The 22,750-nt window shown below is 64.3% G+C and carries 24 protein-coding genes; 13 read left to right on the top strand and 11 right to left on the bottom strand.

Annotated elements, in window-relative coordinates; genetic code table 11:
• Nucleotides 1–233 precede the first annotated feature (233 nt).
• Nucleotides 234–482, top strand: a complete 249-nt coding sequence (locus QCE69_RS28605; protein ID WP_309925540.1) for a hypothetical protein — start codon at nt 234–236, stop codon at nt 480–482.
• A gap of 10 nt (nt 483–492) precedes the next feature.
• Here the strand turns inward: QCE69_RS28605 and QCE69_RS28600 are convergent, their stop codons facing one another.
• Together QCE69_RS28600 and QCE69_RS28595 are read right to left on the bottom strand one after the other, a co-directional pair.
• Nucleotides 493–1,074 (bottom strand): J domain-containing protein, encoded by a 582-nt coding sequence (locus tag QCE69_RS28600; protein ID WP_309934340.1) that lies wholly within the window; start codon nt 1,072–1,074, stop codon nt 493–495.
• 76 nt (nt 1,075–1,150) lie between these two features.
• Entirely contained in the window at nt 1,151–1,459 is a 309-nt protein-coding gene (locus QCE69_RS28595) for a hypothetical protein (RefSeq protein ID WP_309925537.1), read from the bottom strand.
• A 96-nt stretch (nt 1,460–1,555) separates the two neighbouring features.
• Between QCE69_RS28595 and QCE69_RS28590 the strand changes: the two genes are divergently transcribed.
• From QCE69_RS28590 to QCE69_RS28580, 3 genes are all read left to right on the top strand, one after another.
• Nucleotides 1,556–2,110 carry a phosphonate degradation HD-domain oxygenase gene (locus tag QCE69_RS28590; RefSeq protein ID WP_309925535.1) on the top strand — a complete coding sequence of 185 codons (555 nt, stop codon included), beginning with the start codon at nt 1,556–1,558 and terminating at the stop codon, nt 2,108–2,110.
• 139 nt (nt 2,111–2,249) lie between these two features.
• Entirely contained in the window at nt 2,250–3,659 is a 1,410-nt protein-coding gene (locus tag QCE69_RS28585; RefSeq protein WP_309934339.1) for a DHA2 family efflux MFS transporter permease subunit, read from the top strand.
• 106 nt (nt 3,660–3,765) lie between these two features.
• Nucleotides 3,766–4,329: a transglycosylase SLT domain-containing protein gene (locus QCE69_RS28580; RefSeq protein ID WP_309934337.1), complete on the top strand. Its 564-nt coding sequence runs from the start codon at nt 3,766–3,768 to the stop codon at nt 4,327–4,329.
• Nucleotides 4,330–4,460: 131 nt separating this feature from the next.
• Here the strand turns inward: QCE69_RS28580 and QCE69_RS28575 are convergent, their stop codons facing one another.
• Together QCE69_RS28575 and QCE69_RS28570 are read right to left on the bottom strand one after the other, a co-directional pair.
• Nucleotides 4,461–4,874 carry a hypothetical protein gene (locus QCE69_RS28575; protein ID WP_309934335.1) on the bottom strand — a complete coding sequence of 138 codons (414 nt, stop codon included), beginning with the start codon at nt 4,872–4,874 and terminating at the stop codon, nt 4,461–4,463.
• 285 nt (nt 4,875–5,159) lie between these two features.
• Nucleotides 5,160–5,486: a hypothetical protein gene (locus QCE69_RS28570; protein ID WP_309934333.1), complete on the bottom strand. Its 327-nt coding sequence runs from the start codon at nt 5,484–5,486 to the stop codon at nt 5,160–5,162.
• 69 nt (nt 5,487–5,555) lie between these two features.
• Here QCE69_RS28570 and QCE69_RS28565 point away from each other — a divergent pair, with 69 nt between their 5' ends.
• The 3 genes from QCE69_RS28565 (at nt 5,556) to QCE69_RS28555 (ending at nt 7,079) form a co-directional block, all read left to right on the top strand.
• Nucleotides 5,556–5,921: a hypothetical protein gene (locus QCE69_RS28565; protein ID WP_309934331.1), complete on the top strand. Its 366-nt coding sequence runs from the start codon at nt 5,556–5,558 to the stop codon at nt 5,919–5,921.
• On the top strand, nt 5,918–6,391 hold the full coding sequence (locus QCE69_RS28560; protein ID WP_309934329.1) for a hypothetical protein: 474 nt from the start codon (nt 5,918–5,920) through the stop codon (nt 6,389–6,391). The genes QCE69_RS28565 and QCE69_RS28560 overlap by 4 nt, the downstream gene beginning before the upstream one ends.
• 178 nt (nt 6,392–6,569) lie before the next feature.
• Nucleotides 6,570–7,079, top strand: coding sequence for an Mpo1-like protein (locus QCE69_RS28555; RefSeq protein WP_309925523.1), 510 nt, complete (start codon nt 6,570–6,572; stop codon nt 7,077–7,079).
• Here QCE69_RS28555 and rarD read toward each other — a convergent pair whose 3' ends face one another.
• On the bottom strand, nt 7,080–8,057 hold the full coding sequence (gene rarD, locus QCE69_RS28550) for an EamA family transporter RarD (protein WP_309925522.1): 978 nt from the start codon (nt 8,055–8,057) through the stop codon (nt 7,080–7,082). It abuts the gene before it with no gap.
• 405 nt (nt 8,058–8,462) lie between these two features.
• Between rarD and egtD the strand changes: the two genes are divergently transcribed.
• On the top strand, nt 8,463–9,431 hold the full coding sequence (egtD, locus tag QCE69_RS28545) for an L-histidine N(alpha)-methyltransferase (protein WP_309934328.1): 969 nt from the start codon (nt 8,463–8,465) through the stop codon (nt 9,429–9,431).
• A 34-nt stretch (nt 9,432–9,465) separates the two neighbouring features.
• On the opposite strand, the gene QCE69_RS28540 is transcribed toward egtD, so the two are convergent.
• From QCE69_RS28540 to QCE69_RS28520, 5 genes are all read right to left on the bottom strand, one after another.
• Nucleotides 9,466–9,762 (bottom strand): acylphosphatase, encoded by a 297-nt coding sequence (locus QCE69_RS28540; protein WP_309819147.1) that lies wholly within the window; start codon nt 9,760–9,762, stop codon nt 9,466–9,468.
• Nucleotides 9,763–9,845: 83 nt separating this feature from the next.
• A complete protein-coding gene (locus QCE69_RS28535; protein ID WP_309925518.1) occupies nt 9,846–10,985 on the bottom strand; it encodes a hybrid sensor histidine kinase/response regulator in 1,140 nt (379 codons plus the stop codon).
• Between the two features lie 62 nt (nt 10,986–11,047).
• Nucleotides 11,048–11,656, bottom strand: coding sequence for a chemotaxis protein CheB (locus QCE69_RS28530; protein WP_309925517.1), 609 nt, complete (start codon nt 11,654–11,656; stop codon nt 11,048–11,050).
• 2 nt (nt 11,657–11,658) lie between these two features.
• Nucleotides 11,659–12,495 carry a CheR family methyltransferase gene (locus QCE69_RS28525; protein ID WP_309925516.1) on the bottom strand — a complete coding sequence of 279 codons (837 nt, stop codon included), beginning with the start codon at nt 12,493–12,495 and terminating at the stop codon, nt 11,659–11,661.
• Between the two features lie 17 nt (nt 12,496–12,512).
• A complete protein-coding gene (locus QCE69_RS28520) occupies nt 12,513–15,662 on the bottom strand; it encodes a response regulator (RefSeq protein ID WP_309934327.1) in 3,150 nt (1,049 codons plus the stop codon).
• A 172-nt stretch (nt 15,663–15,834) separates the two neighbouring features.
• Between QCE69_RS28520 and hpnA the strand changes: the two genes are divergently transcribed.
• The 3 genes from hpnA (at nt 15,835) to QCE69_RS28505 (ending at nt 20,080) form a co-directional block, all read left to right on the top strand.
• The gene (gene hpnA, locus QCE69_RS28515) at nt 15,835–16,845 is read left to right on the top strand and encodes a hopanoid-associated sugar epimerase (RefSeq protein WP_309934324.1); all 1,011 of its coding nucleotides are present in this window, start codon (nt 15,835–15,837) and stop codon (nt 16,843–16,845) included.
• Between the two features lie 245 nt (nt 16,846–17,090).
• Nucleotides 17,091–19,340, top strand: coding sequence for an NADP-dependent isocitrate dehydrogenase (locus QCE69_RS28510; protein WP_309925511.1), 2,250 nt, complete (start codon nt 17,091–17,093; stop codon nt 19,338–19,340).
• Nucleotides 19,341–19,561: 221 nt separating this feature from the next.
• Nucleotides 19,562–20,080 carry a hypothetical protein gene (locus QCE69_RS28505; protein ID WP_309934323.1) on the top strand — a complete coding sequence of 173 codons (519 nt, stop codon included), beginning with the start codon at nt 19,562–19,564 and terminating at the stop codon, nt 20,078–20,080.
• Between the two features lie 36 nt (nt 20,081–20,116).
• Here the strand turns inward: QCE69_RS28505 and QCE69_RS28500 are convergent, their stop codons facing one another.
• Nucleotides 20,117–21,319: a glycosyltransferase gene (locus QCE69_RS28500; protein WP_309934322.1), complete on the bottom strand. Its 1,203-nt coding sequence runs from the start codon at nt 21,317–21,319 to the stop codon at nt 20,117–20,119.
• Between QCE69_RS28500 and QCE69_RS28495 the strand changes: the two genes are divergently transcribed.
• Both QCE69_RS28495 and ispH read left to right on the top strand, forming a co-directional pair.
• Complete coding sequence (locus QCE69_RS28495) at nt 21,318–21,704, top strand: hypothetical protein (protein WP_309934321.1); 387 nt, start codon at nt 21,318–21,320, stop codon at nt 21,702–21,704. The genes QCE69_RS28500 and QCE69_RS28495 overlap by 2 nt on opposite strands.
• Nucleotides 21,705–21,786: 82 nt before the next feature.
• Nucleotides 21,787–22,749, top strand: coding sequence for a 4-hydroxy-3-methylbut-2-enyl diphosphate reductase (gene ispH / locus QCE69_RS28490; protein WP_309925502.1), 963 nt, complete (start codon nt 21,787–21,789; stop codon nt 22,747–22,749).
• Nucleotide 22,750 lies beyond the last annotated feature (1 nt).

Below are 22,750 nucleotides of genomic sequence, written 5' to 3'. Positions count from 1 at the left end.
TTGCATGAGCATAGGTCCATCGGCGGTAAGGATGCTTGTGCTCGAACGGGGGCGAGGCGCTTGAAGCTCTCTGTTGCTATTTCGCAAAAACGGCTCCGCTCAAGGGCGAGGGGCGTAGAGTTAAAGCGCTTTGTGAGGAACGTGATGCGTTGCGGCAAGGGTTTCCGAGTGGTTCAGACCGGCGTACGTCACGCCGTAATCCGGATCATGAAGGCCGCGTGCTGGAGACTGAAATGAAATGCGCGAACGAGCAGTCCCTTCGTTACCAGGTGGACAAGTGGCTGGCGCCCGGAAGCATGCCGGTGCGAGTCAGGCAGTTCAGCCGCACCCGTTCCGACGGCCGGCGTTATGTGTGTGTGGAAGCGTTGAACGGAAAGGCGTCGAGAGCGTTGTTCTTCTTCCGTCACGACGACGGACACTGGTGCGTGTATCCCGCCGCACCCCGGCAACGCAACATGCGCGGCGAAATGCTGGCGGCATAAGCGATGACTTTCAAAGGCGCATGTTGTTCAGGAACTGGAACCACATTGCGCCGAGCGGGTTCATCGGGCCAGCGGCACTCGCCTCTTTCTCTTCGTTCTTCCCGGCTTCTTCTTTTTCAAGCATTTCTGCGTTGCTCTGCAGACGTGACTCATGCAGGGCGATCACACTGTCCGCGATCTGCCGCGCCGCCGGTTCATCGCATTGCGCGCCGAGCAGGACACCGAATACAACATCGCGATTATGTCCAAGCGATGCAAAGCGCATCGCCAGCGACACGCGTTCCGCATACAGCGCTTCCCGCGCCTCGCGTTCCTTGGCTTCGCGTGCCGCGCGTTCCGCTTCTTCCTGGCGCACACGCTCTTCCCAGCGACGCATCTCTTCCGCGAACGTACGGTCGTACACCTCGCGCTGGGCGCGATCGGACAGGATTGCGTAGGCTTCCTTGATCTCGTGAAACTGCGCGTGGGCTTGGACTTCGTTGCCCACGTTGCGATCCGGATGGCAGCGCATGGCGGCCTTGCGATACGCGCGTTTGATCTCTTCGTCGGTGGCTTGCTCGTTCACGCCGAGCGTTTCGTATAGCGTGGCCATAGTGCGTTCGGTGGGTACGGGTCGCCGAGCATCCTAACACGGGCCCGCCGTTGATGCGGCAGCGCAGCACGCCGCTTCACTTCACAGGAAAAGCGCTGCCGATGCGGTCGAAAACCGCACGCGCAGCCTTCAGGTAATGCGCGATGTGCAGGCGGATGTTCACCACTGCCACGACGAAGAGCACGAGCGTGATCGCAAGATACTCGCGGCGCTCCGGCACGAGGTGATAGCGCACGTGCATCAGCACGAAAAGGATCCACACGAAGGCCGGCGCATGCAGCGTCCAGTGCCGTTGTGCGAAGTGCCACGCGATGCGCCGCACTTCACGCCGCGAACGCAAGTTGAGGCCGGCGAGTTCGGGACGGCGGCGAAACGAGAGCGGCATCGGACGGGCTCCTTGTCGCATTGCAGCGCGCGCCATCGTCGTGTCATGAAGCAACGCGATGATGTCGGGTTTGATCCGGCAACGCTCAGCTCAACCATGGCACTTACGCTTGACGACATCCAGCATCTCTTCGACACACACGGTTCCATGGCCTATAGCGGCGAACCGGTCACGCAACTACAGCACGCCCTGCAAAGCGCGACGCTCGCCGAACAGGCCGGCGCGAGCCGCGAACTGATCGTGGCCGCCTTGCTGCATGACCTCGGCCATCTGCTGAATCAGCAGGGCGAGACGCCGACGGAACGCGGCATCGACGATCTGCATCAGTATTACGCGCTGCCCTTCCTGCGGCCGCTGTTTCCGGATGCCGTGCTCGAACCGATCCGGCTGCACGTCGATGCGAAGCGCTGCCTGTGCGCCATTGATGCGTCCTATCATGCGCGGCTCTCCGCCGATTCGGTACGCAGCCTGCAATTGCAGGGCGGCGTTTTCGACGATGAAGCCGCGCACGCCTTCCTCGCCCGACCCTATGCGCAGGATGCGCTCGCGCTGCGTCGCTGGGACGACGAAGCGAAGGACGCTTCCCGCGTCACGCCCGGCTTGCCGCATTTCATGGAGATGGTGGCCGGCGTGGCGCGTATCGCGGATTAAGGACGCCCGGCGGCCGGAAACGGCCGTGCGCTGATCGCGCTAGACTGTGCGGCATGCGACCCTTTTCCTTATCGAATCGAACGGACGTCAGTCAGCAAAGCTTGCAACACGCCTTCGGCGCTCTTCCGGATGCGGCATCGTGAACGAACGCAACTTCCGTTTGACCGCCGCCGTGGTCGCGAGCGCGCTGTTCATGCAGAACATGGACGGCACCATCGTCGCGACGGCGCTGCCGACCATGGCCCGCGACCTTCATGTCGATCCCGTCCATCTCAGCAGCGCCATCACCGCCTATCTCGTCGCGCTGACGGTGTTCATTCCCGCCAGCGGCTGGGTCGCCGACCGCTTCGGCGCGCGGCGCGTGTTCATGTGGGCCATCGCGACGTTCACGCTGGCATCGATAGCCTGCGCGGCCGCGATGAACCTGCCGCAATTGCTGGCCGCCCGCGTCGTGCAGGGGCTCGGCGGCGCGATGATGGTGCCGGTCGGGCGGCTGATCCTGTTTCGCGGCGTCAAGCGCGAAGAACTGCTCCAGGCCACCACCTGGCTCACGATGCCCGCGCTCGTCGGCCCGTTGCTCGGCCCGCCGCTCGGCGGCTTTCTCACCGATGCCCTCAGCTGGCGCAGCATCTTCTGGGTGAACGTGCCGGTGGGCATCGCGGGCATGTTGCTGACGTGGAAGCTGCTGCCGCCTTCGCCGCCCGAAAGCCGCACGCCGCCCGACCTGCGCGGCATGCTGCTGTCGGGCGCATCGCTGAGTCTGTTCATGATCGGGATCGAAAGCGCTGGGCGCGGCGTCCTGCCGGACGGCGTGCCCTGGATCTGCATGGCAGCGGGCCTGCTGCTGTTTCGCGTGACGGTGCTGCATTGCCGCCGGACGGCGAATCCGGCCATCGACTTCTCGCTGCTGTCCATTCCCACCTTCCATGCCGCGACGGTCGCCGGCAGCCTGTTCCGCGCGGGCGCCGGCGCGCTGCCGTTTCTCGTCCCGCTGACCTTGCAGACCGGCTTCGGCTACAGCGCGACGGCCAGCGGCCTCGTGACCTTCGCGAGCGCCCTTGGCTCGTTCTGCATGCGCCCGATGACCGCGCTCGCGCTGCGGCATTTCTCGGTGCGCACGGTGCTGTGCGCGGGCAGCGTCTGTTTCGCGGCCGTGCTGCTCGCCTGTTCGACGATGTCGCAGGCCTGGCCCGCCGCTGCGATCTTCCTGCTCCTGCTGCTCGGCGGCCTCGGCCGCTCGCTCAGTTTTGCGACGATGGGCGCGCTCGCCTTCGCCGACGTGCCAAAACCGCGCCTGGCCGCCGCCACGTCGTTCCAGGGAACCGCACAGCAGTTGATGAAGGCGCTCGGCGTCACGGTGGCGTCCGGCACGATCCAGGCGACCATGCTGGCTTCGGGCAGCGTCCAGACCGAACGCTGGCAACTGGCGTGCGGTTTTGTCGTGATCGCGCTGGTGGTGCTCGCGTCCCTGCCGATGTTCCTGCGGCTCTCCACCGACGCCGGCGAGGGCATCTCGGCCCCGGCCGCCAAGCGAGCCGGGCGGACGTAAATCGTTCCGATTCCCGCAACGAAACTTCAGATTAAAGACAAGTCCATGATCCACAAGGAATTTTTATGTGGCTATAATGCGGCTCCGTCATGACTTCCCCGATCCGATGCGTCGAAAACTTGTCCTCTCTGCGGCCTTCGCCATCGCGCTGAGTTGCGCGTCCGCTGCCTTCGCGCAGCAGACTGTCCCGGCAGCCGGCGATTCCGCCGTTCAGCAGGACCCGAAGTCAGAGCAGGCAAGTCACAAGATTTCGGAATATCTGACACAGAAGTTCGGCGTGGCGCGTGAGAAGGCGCAGACCATCGCCTCGGCGGTGATGACATCGGCATCGAAGTATTCGCTTCCGCCCGCCTTGTTGCTCGCGATCATTTCCATCGAATCGCGTTTCAAGGAAACCGCCCGCGGACCGAACCACGCAACCGGGCTCATGCAAGTGGTGCCCTCGGCCCACAAGTCGCTGGTGCGCAACATCGACCTGACCGATCCGGAAGACAACATTGAGGCAGGTTCGGCGATCCTGCACGGCTACATGACTTCCGCACAGGGCGATGTCGATGCGGCGCTGAAGAGCTACGGCGGATCGCGCGCCTATGCCGAAAAGGTCAGCCTGCGCGCCAGGACGTTCGAGCCGGCCGCAGCGGCCGAACCGGCATCCGCGGCCGGAAAATAAAAAAGCGCCCCATTGGCGCTTCACGCTTTCTTCAATCTTCCTGCTTCAAGCAACGCCGCCAGGCGGATGCCGCAAGTACGTCCTGTCGACGTCGCGGCGATCGCACCCATCGGGGCGTGTTCATCGGTCCATCAATAGGCCTTCTGCGTGCCGCTGCCGTTCGACTTCATGCCGCCCGAATTCATGTTGCCGTTGTTCGGGGCGCTGCGCTGCACGGTTCCCTGATCCTGGCCCATGCCATTGGTCGCGTCATTGCCCATGCCGCTCTTGGCGCCCGTGCCCGTGCCGGTCGTGCCGTCGGACGAACCGCCCATGCCGGTGCCGCCCATGCCCACGCCGCCGCCCTTGCCCGCTGCGCCCGAGCCGGCGCCCGCCGAACCGTTGCCACCCGCGCCCGCCGAACCGCCCGCAGCAGCACCGCCACCCGCCCCTCCGCCGGCGCCGCCGCCCGCACCGCCGCCACCTCCGCCTCCCTGAGCATAGGCACCGCCCGACAGGCCCAGCACCAACGCCGATATCACCAGCTTCTTCGCAGTCGCATTCATTTCGGATCTCCAGAGTTTGCGTGTCGGCTGCGACGATGTTCTTGCCTCTGCAGCCGTATTCGCATTAGCGCAAGCGACGTGCCGCGCATCCCTGGTGATCCGTCTCGCCCACTCCGCCAGCTAGCCCGATTGCCTCCACCCCCCGTCAGCGCGGGCGCCGTCACAAGTGAAGTTCAATTCGCCGGGCGGATAGCTGTCCTCCATCGTTCGGAAAAAGAAGACGCGAATTTCCCCTCAAGCGAATCGTGCTTCCCGACTACCGCGAGCGGCGCACCGACGCTTGCCTCAATAACCGCACGGCACATAGCCGCCGCGATAGTTGTCATAGCAGTAGCCAGCGGGCTGCGCCGGTTGCGCATATACGGGTTGCGCATAGGCCGGTTGTGCGTACGCGGGCTGTTGATAGACCGGTTGTGCATAGGCCGGTTGCGCGTTCGCCACTGACGACACCAGCGCGCCCAGCACCGCGCCGCCAATCAATGCACCGACGATCGCCCCGCCATTTCCGCCGCCGCCGTGATGACCGCCATAGCCGCCGCGTCCATGTGCCGAGGCCTGGCCCGCCATCGTCAGACTGCCGATCATCAGGAACACAATTGCTGCGCGTTTCATGAGCTTCTCCATTTCCCGTTTAGCCGGGTTGATGGGAGTCATCTTAAGCAGTCAGCTAAGAAATAACTGATGCAGTTGGTAACCGCGCATTTCAAAAATTACAAGTTGGGCGGCAAGCATTTCTCCAGCAAATTTGCTTGGAAAATTGCTTGGCGCATTCAACTTCTTATGGATCACCAACCAGCATCGGAAGTTACAAATGGAATTGAATTTGCCGCCTGGATAACAGTTTCTGCCATGGGTCCGGTAAAGCGAAGCCGCAATGGCCGACCACGCGAATCGCGCTTACCGGCGCCGTTTCACTTGCTATCCACTGGTTACCGTTTGTCACGAGAAACGAGTCAACTCCATCGATCAACACGGCGTTATGTCCGACAGCGCGGCGTACTACGCCACGCGCTCACCATAAAAGAATCAGGGAGTGTCAAACCATGAAGAAACTCGTCGCTGCTCTCGCATCCGCCATGCTCGTGACCACCGTTTTCGCTCAGACGGCCACCACCGACGCAGGCAAGGCACAACTCAAGGCAAACCAACAAAAAGCCGAAGCTCAGGCAACGGCCAACCAGAAGAAGGCGGACGCACAGCACGATGCCGCGAAGGCTCAGGCATCGGCGAATGAAGACAAGGCATCGGCACAAGCCGATGCCAACAAGGAAGCCGCGAAGGTAGCGCAGGCGACCACGCCGGAGCAGGCATCCGGTGCGCGCGGCGACGCCGCCAAGGCGCAAGCCAAGGCGAACAAGAAGAAGCATTCCGCACAGTCCAAGGCAGACAAGAAGAAACAGGACGCCGCCAAGGATGCCGATGTAGCTCAGGCAAAGGCCGACAAGCAAAAAGTCGAGGCACAAAGCGACGCAAACAAGGCGGCCGCCGATGCAAAGATCGACGCGGCAAAGAAGTAAGGGAGGTCCGCGTCATTAGCGCATCGCGCACCGGATAACTGCTTGAGCATGCATCCGGTGCGTTCAATCCAAGCGAGCCTGCGGGCTCGCTTTTTTGCTTGAGGCAAGCGCAGGTTCAAAAATTTGCTCCATAGCGGCCTATCATGATGGCAACTCACCGCATCGGGAGACGACCGTCATGCGCACACTGACCGAGCATCTGTCGCAGTACGCGGCTTATCATCGCGACACGCGCAATGTCGCGACGCATGTCATCGGCATTCCGCTCATCGTTCTGGCTATCGCCGCATTGCTGAGCCGGCCCGCATGGCCTGTCTTCTCCGGCGCCTTTCCCTTGACGCCCGCCGTCATCCTCTTCGCGCTTGCCACACTCTTTTATCTCAGGCTCGATCTGCCGCTCGGCTTCGGCATGGGCATGGTGTCGGCGGCGAGCGCGTGGTTCGGACACTGGGTCGCGATGCAGAGCACGACGCTCTGGCTGGTGATCGGCGTCGGCATGTTCGTGACGGGCTGGGCCTTGCAGTTCGTCGGGCATCTGCGCTTCGAACATCGCAAGCCCGCTTTCGTCGATGACGTCGTCGGCCTCCTGATCGGACCGCTCTTCGTTCTGGTCGAGTTGCTGTCGGCACTGGGACTGCGACGCGATCTGTACGTCGCCATCCATACGCCAGACACCGTTACGCGCTGATCAATCCGTGCGCTCGATCTCCTCCGCCACCGTCTCGTGTTCGACGCCCGCATGGTGTTCGCTCACCGGCAGCATCCGCCGCATCGTGCGTTCGCGCATCAGCAGCCGCGCGCTGTGGATGCCCGTCAGCACGACCGCGAGCCAGATCGGGATATAAGTGCCGAGTTGCGCCGCCGAGAACGGCTCGCCCAGCAACAGCACCGCGACGCCCACCAGCAGCACGGGCTCCACGTAACCAAGAATGCCGAACAGCGCCAGCGGCAAATGCCGGCTCGCGCGCAGGTACGAAGCCAGCGCCAGCGTGCTCAGCGCGCCGAGTCCGGGAAGCAGCAGCAGCCACAGGTGCGGCGCGCCCGCAACCACGCCGAACGAACCACGCACGCACAGCATGACGACCGCGACGGGGGCGATGAACAGAATCTCCATCGCGAACGAGACGAGCGGGTCGACATCGAGCCGGCGCCGGATCATGAAGTAAGGCGGATAGCCCAGCATGACCACGAGCGTCGGCCAGGCGAACGCATGCGTCATGGCAAGCTCGTGCGCCACGCCAACCGCTGCCGCCGCGACGCCCGCCCACTGGAACGCGTCGAGCCGCTCGCCGTAATGGAAGCGGCCGAGCAGCACCATCGCGAGGGGAAGCAGGAAGTAGCCAAGCGACACCTCGAGCGCGCGCCCGTGCAGTGGCGCCCAAAGAAAGATCCACAGTTGCACGCCGAGCAGGGCGGCCGCCACCACGAAGGCGGCCAGTAATCGCGGCATGCGCACGAGCTTCGCGGCAAGCGCGCGAAATTGCGGCCAGCGCCGGCGCAGGACAACGAGCGCCAACGCACCCGGCAGCGTCCAGACGATGCGCCAGGCGAAGATATCGAGTCCGTCGAGCGGCGTGAGCCACTTTGTATAACCGGACATGAGCGCGAACAGCGCCGACGCGCTCACGGAGAGCGCGATGCCGCGCCCCAGGTCATGCTGATTCATCGAGAGAAGCGCCGTGCGCCGAAGGTTGTAAGCCCGCCATTGCTGCGGGAATGACGAGAAAGGCGCATTCTAAACGGGCCGGAACCTGCTACCCGTCCAACGCTTCTCCGGAAATGCGCGGCAGCGTGCCCGCTTCTTGCTTCGCGTGTTGCTCGTCCCGCACGCTCAAGGTGTCTCGAATTGGCTTGAACCTCGCCGCGCGAGCCGTGTCTCTGACGGTTCACACACGGTCCGATGTGTCTTCGGCCGGTCACGACGACCGGTCATCCTTGGCGAACCGGCAGCCTGCCGGCTCGTTCCCGTTCACGTCACAGCATCCGCGGCATCGTCCGCACTCCCACGCCGCGCCACCGTCGCCGATGCCCGCGACGGCGCTCACAAAAACGCCGCATGAATGGAGACGTCATGACTCAACCCGCCCTGTCGCCCCGTTTTCCCAATGCCTTCGCCGAGGCGGTCCACACCGGTCTCAGCAAGCGGCCGCAGAAAGAACTGCCGTCGATGTATCTGTATGACGAAGTGGGCTCGGCGCTCTTCGAAGTCATCACCGCCTTGCCCGAATACGGCGTGACGCGCGCCGAGGAACGCGTGCTGAAAGACCACGCCACCGACATCGTCGCGGCCATGCCGGGCGACATCCAGGTCGCGGAACTGGGCAGCGGCAGCGGCCGCAAGACGCGCCGCATCCTCGAAGCGCTGTGTAAGAAACAGCCCACCGCTTACCATCCGATTGAAATTTCGCGCACCGCCCTGCAGTTGTGCCGGCGCGAACTGGGCGACATCGAACGGGTGTCGATCGTCGGACACGAGCGCGATTACCTCGCCGGCCTCTCCGAAGTCAGCGCGAAACGCAAGGACGGCGAGCGCCTGCTCGTGCTGTTCCTCGGCAGCACGATCGGCAATTTCGCGCGGCTCGCGGCGACGCGCTTCCTGTGCTCGATCCGCGGCATGCTCCAGCCCGGCGACGCGCTCCTGCTCGGCACCGATCTCATCAAACCGCTGCCGGTCCTGATCTCCGCCTATGACGATCCCATCGGTGTCACCGCCGCGTTCAACCTGAACATGCTGGCGCGCATCAATCGCGAATTGGACGGCGATTTCCCGATCGATGCCTTCGAGCACGTCGCGCGCTTCAATCCCGACGCACGCAGCATCGAAATGCATCTGCGTGCCAAGCGCGCGCTCACGGTGCAGGTGCGCGGCGCGGATCTGCGCGTCGGGTTCCGCGAGGGCGAGACGATCTGGACGGAAAGCAGCCACAAGTACGCGGCCGACGAAGTCGCGCCGATCGCCGCCGACGCGGGCTTCGAATGCACGCATCAGTGGCTCGACGAGGAATGGCAGTTCGCGGAAAGTTTGCTGGTGGCGCGTTAAGAGACGTCAGTCGGGAGGCGTGAAAGCGCGGCGTTCAGTGCTGTTCGAAGCGTTCGTAACGCTTCTCGACGTGACGCTCTTCGCTGTGGAATTCGGTGACGCGGGCATGCGGCGGTCCGCGCCGCAGCCACTCGAGCATCAGGTCGACCTGATTTGCCGCGCCCTGCACCACTGCCTCCACCGAGCCGTCCTCCAGATTGGCAACCCAGCCGCGCACGCCGAGCGCATGCGCGCGGCGCACTGTGTGATGACGAAAGCCGACACCCTGCACGACGCCTCGCACATGCACGTAATAGGTTTCGATTCTCGTATCCAGGTCTGGAACGGTCATCGCGCTGTCCCTTGTTTGCTGGTCATAGGCCGCATTGTAGACACGCGCGGCGGCGCGCGTCGCGGCCGGCCGACCAGCGGCGCTCAGCTCAGGCGGAACGGCTGCGCGACATCAGGGCTCTCGCCCGTGCGCGGACGCGGCACGCGCGGCAAGGTCACTTCGAACACGGTGCCGGTGTCATTGGTCGAACGCACGCGCACCTCGCCGCCGTGCATCTCCGCAATCTCTCGCGTGATGTAGAGCCCGAGTCCCAGCCCGCTCGATTCACTCTGCCGCCGGCCCGAACGGTACGGCGCGAAGATGGTCGGCAGGACGTCGGCGGGGATCGCACCGGCGTTCTGTACGGTGATGCTCACGCTGTCGGCGGAGCCGTCCAGGCGCACCTGGATGGCCGAGCCTTCGAGACCGTGCTGGAGCGCATTGCCGATCAGGTTCGAGAACACTTGCGAGAGGAGATCGCCGTCGCCCTGCAGCAGCGTGTCGCCCTGGCGCAGCACGAAGATGCGCCCCTTGCCCACGCGCGCCTCGTATTCATCGACGATGTTCTTCGCCAGCGTGTTGAGTTCGACCGCGCGCGGCTGCAAGGTCACGCGCCCGCCGCGCAGGCGCGCGAGGTTCAGCAGCTGATCGACCATGCGCACCATGCGCATGCCGCTCGATTTGATGCGCGTGCCGATGTTGGCGACATTCTCGTCCTGCACGAAACGCGCGAGATATTCCGCCGAGGCAATCACCGCCGACAGCGGCGTGCGCAAGTCATGACCGAGCACGGCCATCAGCATCTCGTTGGCGTCGAGCAGTTGCTGCACGGTGGCGAGCTGCGTCGCCAGCTGCTGCTTCTGCCGTTCCATCTGGATGAACACATCCACCTTCGAGTTCAGGATGCGCGAGTCGAACGGCTTGTAGAGGAAGTCCACCGCGCCCGCTTCGTAGCCACGGAACGTGCGGTTCGCTTCCTGCGCCGTGGCCGTGAGGAAGATGATCGGCACGTGCGCGGTGCGCGGGCTGCCGCGCATCAGTTCGGCAAGCTCGAAGCCATCCATGCCGGGCATATTGACGTCGAGGATCGCGAGCGCGACTTCGTGCTTCAGCAACAGTTCGAGCGCCGCCGGGCCGGACTCGGCCTTCAGCACCGAAAGATCCGGCCGCGCGAGGGATGCCTCGAGCGCCGTGATGTTGTTGCGGATGTCGTCGACGATCAGCACGTGGATGGGTTGCGTCATCGGGTGACTCCTTGCCTTGCCTGTGTCGTTGGCTGCGCTCGTTGGCGCATTCATCAATGTGCTCATTGACGCGCTCCCGGCGCCTTGCCCGTGCACTGCGCGAGCCGCAGCGCCATCTGGTCCAGCGTCAGCACGTCGCTCACATCGCCCTCGGCGATCGCCGCCTGCGGCATCGCGGGCGCGGTGGCCGTCACCGGGTCCTGCGCCCAGCACACGCCGCCCGCCGCGCGGATGGCGCGCGCACCGCGTGCGCCGTCGTCGTTCGCGCCCGACAGCACGATGCCGAGCAGCCGCTCACGCCAGGCATGCGCCGCCGATTCGAACAGCACGTCCACGGACGGCCGCGAAAAGCGCACCGGCGGATCCACCGACAAGGCGATCGACGGCGCCGCGCCGCCTTCCGCCTCAACCAGCATGTGATAGCCCGGCGGCGCGAAATACACGCGGCCCGGTGCGATCTCGTCCTTGTCGAACGGCTCCGCGATCTCGAGCGCACAGCGCGACGCGAACAGTCCGGGCAACAGGCTCGGCTGTCCCTGACGCACATGCACGACCACCAGCACCGGCGCCGCGAACGTCTCCGGCAAGGCAGGCAACAACTGGCTCAAGGCCTCGACGCCGCCCGCCGAGGCGCCGATCACGACCGCTTCGATGCGCTGCGCGTCGAACATCGTCACACCTTCTGGTAGAGCCGTTCGCGCGGATTGAAGTCCGCGAAACGATCGGCATGGGTCGAAAAGCGCAGGCTCTCCTTGCTGCCGAGACCGAGAAACCCGCGCCGCACGAGCGAGTCGCTGAACAGGCCGAGCGCGCGGTCCTGCAGCGCGCGATCGAAGTAGATCAGCACATTGCGGCACGACACCAGATGCGCTTCGAGGAACACGCTGTCGGTGGCGAGACTGTGATCCGCGAACACCACGCGCGACTTGAGCGCCTGCGAGAACTTCGCCGCGCCGTAAGCCGCGTGATAGTAGTCGGAGAGCGACCGCTTGCCGCCCGCCGCCAGATAGTTCTGGCTGAAGCCCGCCATGCGCTCCAGCGGATAGATGCCGCTTTCCGCCTGGCGCAGCGCCTCGGCGTTGATGTCGGTGGCGTAGAACACGGTGCGCTCGGCGATCTTCTCTTCCGCGAACAGCACCGCGAGCGACCACAGTTCCTCGCCGCTGCTGCACCCCGCCACCCAGACCTTGATGGACGGATACGTCTGCAAAATTGGCACGACCTGCTCGCGGATCGCGCGGAAGTATTGCGGGTCGCGGAACATCTCGCTCACCTGCACCGTCAGGTACTGGAACAGCCGCGCGAACAGCGCCGGGTCGCGCAGGATGCGCTCCTGCAGATGCGACAGCGTCGGCACGTTGAAATCATGCACGGCCTGCGCGAGCCGGCGCCTCAGCGAACTCACCGAGTAATGCCGGAAGTCGTGCTGATAGCGCAAGTAGATCGCTTCCAGAATCAGCTTCAGTTCGATGTCGAACGTCGCTTCTTCCTCGTTCCTGGCGTCGTTCATTGCAGAGGTTGGTCCGGTCATCGCTGGCGCAACCACACGCGGCACAACGACACGAGCTTATCCACGTCGATGGGCTTCGATATGTAATCGTCCGCACCCGCCTCGAGACATTTCTGGCGATCGCTCTGCATGGCCTTCGCGGTCAGCGCGATGATCGGCAGGCGTGCGTGCTCCGAGCGCTTGCGGATTTCGGTCATCGCGGTGAGGCCGTCCATCTCCGGCATCATGATGTCCATCAGCACGAGGTCGATGTCATTGCGGCGCGCCAGCGCCTCGAGCGCCTCGCGGCCGTTGCGGGCGATTTCGAGCGTCGCGCCCAGCGGCTCGATCACACGCGACAGCGCGAAGATGTTGCGCACGTCGTCTTCGGCCAGCAGGATGGTACGGCCTTCGAACACGTCGTCGCGCTGGCGCGCCGCGCGCAGCATGCGTTGCTGCTCGGGCGGCAGCGCGCTCTCGACACTGTGCAGGAACAGCGTGACTTCGTCGAGCAGACGCTCCGGCGACTTTGCGCCCTTGATGATGATCGATTTCGAATAGCGGCGCAGGCGCTGTTCTTCTTCCTGCGACAGCAGCCGCCCGGTGTAGACGATGACCGGCGGCGCCGCGACCCCGCCTGTCGTGGACACGCGTTCCAGCAGTTCATAGCCGGAGCCGTCGGGCAGCGCGAGATCCATGACGATGCAGTCGAACACGCCGCGCTGCATTTCATCGAGCGCCTCGGCAATCGAGCCTGCTTCGACGATCGCCACCGTTTCGCTCGCAAGCAGCGCGTGGATGCTCTGGCGCAGCGCCGGATCGTCCTCGATCACGAGCACGCGGCGCACACCCTGCGACGAACGCGCCTCCAGCTTGCGGATGGCGTTGGCGAGATCGTCGCGCGCACTCGGCTTGAGCGTGTAGCCGATGGCGCCGAGATGCAGCGCGACATCGGCGTGATCCGTCGCGGACACGATGTGAATCGGGATATGGCGCGTGAGCGGATCGTGCTTGAGCCATTCGAGCACCGTCAGGCCGGACTGGTCCGGCAAGCCGATGTCGAGCAGGATGCCGTTCGGCTGCAGCGAGCGCGCGAGTTCCACGCCTTGCGTCGCGGTGGCGGCGTGCACGCAGTCGAATTCGAGTTCGTGCGCCAGATCGTAGAGGATGTGCGCGAACGGCTGATCGTCTTCGATGACCAGGATCACGCGGTCGGGATGGCGCCGCAGCGCGCGGTCGTCGGCGATGCCCACGGCTTCCGGGAACGTGGCGACGGGTTGCACCGGATTGGGCGCCGGAATGGACACCGGCATGGGCGCGGGGACAACCGGCGCATTCAGCGCCGCTTCCGGCTCGCCCAGCGGACCTGCCGTTTCCAGCTTCGCCGTGACGGTGCCTTCGCGCGCGGTCATCGGCAGGGTGACGGAGAACACACTGCCGCGGCTTAGTTCGCTCGATACCGCTACGGAACCGCCCAGCAGACGCGAGAACTCCCGCGAGATCGACAACCCCAGGCCGCTGCCGCCATATCTGCGGCTCGTGGTGCCGTCGGCCTGCTGGAACGCCTGGAAGATCAGGTCCTGCTTGTCGCGCGCAATGCCGATGCCGGTGTCGCGCACCTCGAAGCGCAGCGCGTTGTCGCCCGAACGCTGCACCGCGACCGTGACGCTGCCGCGCTCGGTGAACTTGAACGCGTTCGACAGCAGATTGCGCAAGACCTGCAACAGCCGCTGGCTGTCGGTGACGAAGTAATCCGGCACGCCCGCGCCACGCTCGGTGAGAAACTCCAGTCCCTTGCTGCCGGCCACCGGCATGAAGGATTGCTTGAGCGCATCCAGGATGGAATCGACGGCGGCGGGCGCGAACTGCACGTCCATCTGCCCGGCTTCGACCTTCGACAAATCCAGAATGTCGTTGATCAATGCGAGCAGGTCGCTGTTCGACGAGTGGATGGTCGCCGCGTAGCGCACCTGTTCGTCCGACAGATTGCCCTGCTTGTTGTCCTGCAGGAGCTTGGCGAGGATCAGCGAGCTGTTGAGCGGCGTGCGCAATTCGTGCGACATGTTGGCGAGGAATTCCGACTTGTACTGGCTCGCGCGCTCCATTTCCAGTGCGCTGGCCGTCAGTTCCTGCTGGGCCTGCAACAGTTCCGCCTTCTGCCGCTCCAGATGTTGCGTATGTTCTTCGAGCTGCACGTTGGTCTGTTCGAGCTCGGCCTGCTGCTGTTCGAGCCGCGCCTGCGAATCCTGCAACGCACGGCCGCGTTCTTCCAGTTCCTCGTTCGACACGCGCAGTTCTTCCTGCTGCACCTGCAATTCCTCGCTCTGGCGCTGCGTTTCCTCCAGCAGTTCGACCAGGCGCGCACGATAGCGCGATGAGCGCAGCGCCATGCCGATCGGCTCCGACGCCATATCGAGGAGCGCGCGGGCATCGTCAAAACGGCCCTCATTGCCGACGAAACCGAGTTCCAGCGCGCCCGCCGCCTCGCCGTCGGCGAACAGCGGCGCGATCACGACGCGCGTCGCCGCCGCCGAGCCCAGCGCCGAGCCGGCTTTCAGATAGTGAGACGACGCGTCGCGCAATTCGAGCGGACGCCCTTCGATGATCGCCTGGCCGACCAGCCCCTCGCCGCGCGCAATGCGGCGCGGCGCGCTATCGTCTTCCGGCAGCGCCCAGCCTGCGACCCGCACCAGCGCGTCGCCGTCGAGCGCATAGACCACGCCGACCTTCGCATCCACGTACGGGACAATCGAACGCAGGATGCTCACGCCGATCGAAGCGGGAGACTGCTCGCCGCGCAATTGCAGGCCGAGCTGCACGATGCCCTGTTGCAGCCAGGCGGTGCGTTGTACCGCGAGCCGCGATTTGATATACAGGTGCGCCACCGCCGCAAGCACGAGCAGCACGAGAATGCCCATCGCGCGGTTGAGTTGCAGCACGTCGTGGCTGGCGCTTGGATCGGCGACGGAAAATACATATCCCGCGATCATCAGCGCCGAGGAAGCCACCGCGGTGACGATCGGCACCGACGGCCGGTCCACCCAGACGCACATCACGACCGGCAGCATGTAGAACACCCAGATTGCGACGCGCATCGGCGTCAGCACGTCGATGGCAAACACCACGGCGAGCGTGATCCCGATCGCGAAATAGATCCAGGAAGAGAGGTTCCGAGTGGCTTGAGGCATCGTTCACCGGTTATGTTCGAGTTTTGCGCGACGCTCGCGCCGGTAGCAGGCACGGACCATAGCATGCCGCGCAAGGCCTTGTCACATCGGGCTCCGCGGCTCGAAAGGCCTGCTGTCCGGCGCGGCAGATGTTACAAAACACCGCCGCAGGCGCATTTTCAACGAGGTAAGAATGACTGATTTTTCCGGCTCCCGCGTGCTTGTCACCGGCGCTTCGGGGTTCGTCGGGTCCGCGGTTGCGCGGCTCGCCATCGAACGCGGCTTCGACGTGCGCGTGCTCGTGCGCAAGACCAGCCCGCGCAAGAACGTCGAGTCGCTGAACGCGGAAATCGTGGTCGGCGACATGCGCGACGAGGCCTCGATGCGCGCCGCGCTCAAGGACGTGCGCTTCCTGTTCCACGTCGCGGCCGATTACCGCATCTGGGCGCCGGACCCAAGCGAGATCGAACGCGCCAATCTCGAAGGCACCGAGGCCACAATGCGCGCCGCACTGGCGGAAGGCGTGGAGCGCATCGTCTATACGAGCAGCGTCGCGACGCTCAAGGTGACGAGTTCGGGCGCCATCGCCGACGAAACCATGCCTTCGAACCCGCAGAGCACCATCGGCGCCTACAAGCGCAGCAAGGTGCTGGCGGAACGCGCGGTCGAACGCATGGTCGCGCAGAACGCGTTGCCGGCCGTGATCGTCAATCCGTCCACGCCGATCGGACCGCGCGACGTGCGTCCCACGCCGACCGGGCGCATCATCGTGGAAGCGGCGACGGGCAAGATTCCGGCTTTCGTCGACACGGGCCTCAATCTCGTCCACGTCGATGACGTCGCCAACGGCCATTTCCTGGCGCTGGAACGCGGGCGGATCGGCGAGCGCTACATATTGGGCGGCGAGAACCTGCCCCTGCAGCAGATGCTCACGGATATCGCGGGTTTCGTCGGCCGCAAGCCGCCAACCATCAAACTGCCGCGCGGGCCGCTGTATCCCGTCGCGATCGGCGCGGAACTGTTCGCCAAGTTCAGCGGCAAGGAACCGATGGTGACCGTCGACGCACTACGTATGTCGAAGAACAAGATGTACTTCACCTCGGCGCGCGCCGAAAGCGAACTCGGCTATCGCGCGCGGCCGTACCGCGAGGGACTGAAGGACGCGCTCGACTGGTTTCGCACGAACGGATATCTCACGGTGTGAAGCATCGCATCATTTCGTGAAACGGCCCGGCACGCGGCGCTGGCGGCAAACATTGCAGGTCTTCTATAAGACTTGAAAAATGTTAAGTTGTTGATAAAGCAAGAAAAACGCCTGTTTTTGCGGTTTTCACGGGGCTGCTTTCACACGCGAGCCACGCAATTTCAGGCAGAATAGCGGTTTGTTGCCGGAGGGGTCATTCAGGCCGGCGGTTTTTTCCAACCCGTTTTCGGATGTCGAGACAAGCGATGAGTAATCAGCAACCCACCATCATCTATACCCTGACCGACGAAGCTCCGCTGCTCGCAACCAGCGCCTTTCTGCCGATCATCCGTACTTTCGTGGCGCCGGCCGGCGTCAATGTCGAGACCAGCGACATTTCGGTCGCGGCCCGCATTCTCGGCGAATTCCCCGAATTCCTGACCGATGAGCAGAAAGTCCCCGACAACCTCGCCGAGCTCGGCCGCCTGACCCAGCTCGACGACACCAACATCATCAAGCTGCCGAACATCAGCGCCTCGCAGCATCAGCTGACGAGCGCGATCAAGGAACTCCAGTCGAAGGGCTACAAGCTGCCCAACTTTCCGGAAGAGCCGAAGAACGACGAGGAAAAGGCCATTCGCCAGCGCTATTCCAAGTGTCTCGGCTCGGCGGTGAACCCGGTGCTGCGCGAAGGCAATTCGGACCGCCGCGCGCCGCTCGCCGTCAAGAACTATGCGAAAAAGCACCCGCACAGCATGGGCGAGTGGAGCATGGCTTCGCGCACGCACGTCGCGCACATGAAGCATGGCGACTTCTATCACGGCGAAAAGTCGATCACGAACGACAAGGCCCGCGAAGTCCGCATGGAACTCGTCACGAAGGGCGGCGAGACCATCGTCCTCAAGCCGAAGGTCAAGCTGCAGGACGGCGAGATCGTCGACAGCATGTTCATGAGCAAGAAGGCGCTGGTCGAGTTCTATGAAGACCAGATGGAAGACGCGCGCAAGACCGGCGTGATGCTGTCGCTGCACGTAAAGGCGACCATGATGAAGGTGTCGCACCCGATCGTCTTCGGTCACGCCGTGAAGGTGTTCTACAAGGACGCGTTCGCCAAGCACGCCAAGCTGTTCGAGGAACTCGGCATCAACGTCAACAACGGTCTCGTGGATCTGTATTCGAAGATCGAGACGCTGCCGGAATCGCAGCGCGACGAAGTCATCCGCGACATGCACGCGTGCCACGAGCATCGTCCGGCGCTGGCCATGGTGGATTCGGCCAAGGGCATCTCGAACCTGCACGCGCCGAACGACGTGATCGTCGACGCATCGATGCCCGCGATGATCCGCGCCGGCGGCAAGATGTGGGGCGCCGATGGCCGTCCGCAAGACACGAAGTGCCTGATTCCGGAAAGCACCTTCGCCCGCATCTATCAGGAAATCATCAACTTCTGCAAGACCAACGGCGCGTTCGACCCGAAGACCATGGGCACGGTGCCGAACGTCGGCCTGATGGCGCAGAAGGCCGAAGAGTACGGCTCGCACGACAAGACCTTCGAGATTCCGCAGGACGGCACCGCGCGCATCGTCGACAACGCGACGAACGAAGTCATCGAAGCGCTCACGCAGCAAGTGGAACAGGGCGACATCTGGCGCATGTGCCTCGTGAAGGACGCGCCGATCCGCGACTGGATCAAGCTCGCCGTCACGCGCGCGAAAAACTCGGGCATGCCGGCCGTGTTCTGGCTCGACCCGTATCGTCCGCACGAGAACGAACTCATCAAGAAGGTCGAGACCTACCTCAAGGACTATGACCTGACGGGCCTCGAGATCCACATCATGTCGCAAGTGCGTGCGATGCGTTACACGCTCGAACGCGTGATCCGCGGCATGGACACCATCTCGGTGACCGGCAACATCCTGCGCGACTACCTCACCGACCTGTTCCCGATCATGGAACTCGGCACCAGCGCGAAGATGCTGTCCATCGTCCCGCTGATGGCCGGCGGCGGCCTGTATGAAACGGGCGCGGGCGGCTCGGCGCCGAAGCACGTGCAGCAGCTCGTGCAGGAAAACCACCTGCGCTGGGATTCGCTGGGCGAATTCCTGGCGCTGGCGGTGTCGCTCGAAGAACTCGGCATCAAGAACGACAACGCGCGTGCGAAGCTCGTCGCGAAGGCGCTGGATGCCGCCACCGGCAAGCTGCTCGACAACAACAAGAGCCCGTCGCCGAAAACCGGCCAGTTGGATAACCGCGGCAGCCAGTTCTATCTCGCGATGTACTGGGCGCAGGAACTGGCATCGCAGTCGGAAGATCGCGAACTGGCTCAACGCTTTGCGCCGCTCGCGAAGACGCTTGCTGACAACGAGCAGAAGATCATCGACGAACTGAACGCGGTGCAGGGCAAGGAAGCGGATATCGGCGGCTACTACCAGCCGGACGAGCAGAAGCTTGCCGCCGTCATGCGTCCGAGCAAGACGCTCAACGCCGCGCTGGAGCAGGCGGCCAGCGCGAAGTAAGGCAGTATCAAGGCAGTGCCGGCGTATCCGCGTCATGCGGATGCGCTTCCGCTGGACCGGCCTCCCGAAAGGGTCGCCGGTCCTGTTTTTTGTGGCGGCGGAAAGTGTCGCGTTATCCGCACGTTCGGAGCAATTGGTTACAACCTGCATCGGCCTCGCCAAAGACGAGCGGGTAGAATCGGTGCCTCGCCGCAAGCTCGCAAGTCAAAGACACCATTCGCATGAACCTACACGACCAGCTCGGCGCGCTGGAGTCGAGCCTCGACACGCTCCTTCAGACCGCCTCCGCTTCTGCTTCTGCCTCAGTTACCGCTTCTGCCGTCGAACCCCGCGAAGCCGCCGACAGCGCTCCCGCCGAACCGCCCGCGCTGAACCGCGACGCCTCCGCACCCGCTGAACCGCCCGCGCTGAACGAAGCGCCGAGGCTCGTCGTGTCGCGGCCGGATCGCGACGCCATCGAAATGACGATTGCGGGCAAAACGGTCAAGCTGGGGCCGGAAGGGGTATCGGAACTGATCGAAGAGCTCTCGAACGTGCGCGCCTCGATGACGCCTGAACAGCCCGCCGGGATTGCGCCGGGCTGGCGCTTCGCCGCGACCAAGAACCCGGTCATGGCGACGCAGAAATACGCCAACGGCGACCGCCTGCTGGTCCTGCGTCACGGCGGACACGGCTGGGTGCCGTTCACGTTTTCGCCTAATATGGTCGTCGAGCTGTACGCCATGCTGACGAAGAAGTAAGGCGGCTTCGTCGCGAAGCCGCCCGGTATACGGGATTTACAAACCTTCCTGCGTCGGCGCCTGCACCCGCGCCTTCCACTGCCCGCCCTTCCCGCTCCAGTAACGCACGGCCGAGCCGATCGTCGCGCTGACATAGAACAGCGCGACCAGCGGCAGCAGCGGCGCCCACAGCAGCGACCTGCGGTAGTAACGCAACATCGGCCCGTAGGCGATGCACATCAGCGCCCAGGCCACGCACGCGGGCCAGGCGCGCGCGCCCATCGCCAGGGACAGCAGCGGCGGCGCCAGATAGATGACCACCATGCCAATCACCGTGCCGATCAGCAGCAACGGCGAGTAACGCAACTGCGTGAACGCCGTGCGCGCGATCATGTTCCAGACGTCGCGCCAGCTGTCGTAGGGACGCAGCGATTCGCTGGTCTGGGCCAGATCGAGACGGATCGGACGCGCGGCGTTGCGGCCGAAGCGATGCTTGATGCGCTCGGCGAGACTGCAATCGTCGATCAGTTCCTGACGGATCGATTCGATCCCGCCCGCCTCGGCCAGCGCCGAACGCCGCACCAGCATGCAGCCGCCCGCAGCACCGGAAGTGGCCTTGCGCACGTCGTTCACCCAGGCAAACGGATAAAGCTTCGCAAAGAAGAACACGAAGGCCGGAATCAGCGCCTTTTCCCACAGCGAATCGCAGCGCAGGCGGACCATCAGCGACACCAGATCGCGGTCTTCGAGAATCGTGCGCGCGACGAGTTGCGTGGCGGCATCGGCGGGATGGTGGATGTCGGCGTCGGTGAGGAGCAGATATTCGGCGGGCAGCCCGAGCGAATCAATCGCGCCGATGCCCTGCGACTGCGCCCACACCTTGCCCGACCAGCCCGGCGGCAGCGGCTGCGCGGTCAGCACGGTCAGGCGGTCTTCGAGCCCGAGATCGCGGGCGGCGGCGAGGGCGACGCCCGCGGTGTCGTCGGTGCTGTGGTCATCGACGACGATCACGTGGAACGCGCCCGCATAGTCCTGCTTGAGCAGCGAGCCGACCGCGCGGCCGATGACATCGGCTTCGTTGCGCGCCGGCACCACCGCGACGAGCGCCGGCCACGCGCCGCGCCGCGCGATCTCCGCGCTGCCGACGGCGTGAATGGTCGTACCGGACAACGCCGGCGCGGGCTCGGCGCGCCAGAACCCGCCGCGCGCGAACAGCAGCACGAGCCAGATCAGGAGGGACAGCCAGGCAATCAGTAGCATGTTTCAGGTGTTTAGCTGGGGTAAGAACGGGAAAAGCAAGGCGGAGCGGTTTCAACCGGCTCCTGACGGGACGACGCGGGCGTTGCGCGACCGGCACGAGGGGCAGGCCGGCGCGTGGATGCGCTTTAAAACGCCACCCGGCACGGCCGCGCCTGACCGAAAGCGACCGACAGTCTACTGGGTTCTGAAAAGCGCCGTATTTGCGTGCGCCGCGGCGCGCCGTCGGCCATGGCAGGCAGTGAGCGCCCGAAAAGGGAACGCGTTAGAATACGCGGTCAACTTAGGCGCGCAGACCCATCCCCAACATGTCTTTTTTTCCGGTCTGCTGTTTTGGTTATTGCGCCGTTTGTCAAGTGTCGGGTTAAACAGTCGTCACGCAACCTGAATTGCTGGAAAAGCGCGCCGGAATCATGCGAGCTCGCCGCCGGCCAACCCCGAAACCCGCGTCAGTCGGAGTTCGTTCGAATATGCGTATCATCCTTGCTCAACCCCGCGGCTTTTGTGCGGGCGTGGTCCGTGCGATCGAGATCGTCGATCGGGCCCTCGAACGGCATGGCGCACCCGTCTATGTGCGTCATGAGATCGTTCACAATCGTCATGTGGTCGACAATCTGCGCAGCAAGGGTGCACGCTTCGTCGAGGAACTGGACGAAGTGCCTCACGGCGCGGTAGCCATCTTCAGCGCGCACGGCGTGGCGCGCAGCGTCGAGAAAGATGCCGACGCACGCGGTCTCGACGTGCTCGACGCCACCTGCCCGCTCGTCACCAAGGTTCACGTGCAGGGGCGGCAATATGTCTCGCAGGGCCGCACGCTGATCCTGATCGGCCACGCCGGACATCCGGAAGTGGAAGGCACCATCGGCCAGATTCCGGGCAAGGTGGTGCTGGTGCAGAGCGAGGCGGAAGTCGAGAAGCTGACGCTCGACATCGATACCCCGGTGGCGTACGTCACGCAAACCACGCTGTCAGTGGACGACACGCGCGGCATCATCGACGCGCTGCAGCGCCGTTTTACGGATATCGTCGGGCCGGATACGCGCGATATCTGTTACGCGACGCAAAACCGGCAGGCCGCGGTGCGCGAGCTATCGGATCAGGTGGACGTGTTGCTCGTTGTGGGCGCCACCAATAGTTCCAATTCGAACCGTCTGCGGGAAATCGGCGCCGAAAGCGGCGTGCCGAGCTACCTCGTGGCGGACGGTTCGGAGATCAGGCCGGAATGGTTCGCCGACGTGCAGACAGTCGGCATCACCGCGGGCGCATCGGCGCCTGAAGAAATGGTCAAACATGTGATCGATGCCCTGCGCGCGTTCGGACCCGTCGAAGTCACGACGATGAACGGCCGCGAGGAAAAGGTCGAATTCAAACTCCCCGCGAAGCTCATGCAACCGCTCGCCGCCGTCGCGGCCACGGCCATTCGCGAAGAATAAG

Origin of the sequence: Caballeronia sp. LZ032 (assembly GCF_031451315.1) — a bacterium.
Lineage (GTDB): Bacteria > Pseudomonadota > Gammaproteobacteria > Burkholderiales > Burkholderiaceae > Caballeronia.
This window is presented reverse-complemented; position numbering and strand designations above follow the sequence as displayed.